Raw genomic sequence first — 452 nt, 5'->3', positions numbered from 1 at the left:
GGCAGCTTCAGCACCGGCGGGCCGGTGGGCAAGGATCTGCTGACCAACATGGCCGGTGGCATGCTGTCGGGTGCCAACAACAGCGGGCATGCCGAGGGCGCGACGAAGGCCGGCGTCAGTGAGGGTACGCTGATAGTTCGCGACAAAGACAAACAGCAACAGGATGTGGCGCAGCTGAACCGGGATACCGAGCATGCCAACGCCGGCAGCATCAGCCCGATATTCAACAAGGAGAAGGAGCAAAAGCGGCTCAAGCAGGCGCAGTTGATTGGGGAGATTGGCGGCCAGGCGATGGACGTGATCCGTACGCAGGGAGATATCGCCGGGCTGAAAGCGGCCCTGACGGCACACCCTGAGCTTAAGGGCAACGAGACGGCGCTGAAGCAGACCGACGCTTATCGGAAGGCGATGAAGGAATATGGCACCGGCAGCGACCTGCAGAAGGCGGCGCA

General features: G+C 62.4%; 1 pseudogene. It reads left to right on the top strand.

Annotated elements, in window-relative coordinates:
• Positions 1-452, top strand: a pseudogene (locus HMPREF3138_RS26940) (hemagglutinin); the annotation flags it as partial.

Source organism: Serratia sp. HMSC15F11 (assembly GCF_001808215.1).
GTDB classification, from domain to species: Bacteria; Pseudomonadota; Gammaproteobacteria; order Enterobacterales; family Enterobacteriaceae; genus Serratia; species Serratia nevei.
Note: the sequence above shows the minus strand (reverse complement) of the source record. Positions and strands in the feature narration are given on the sequence as shown.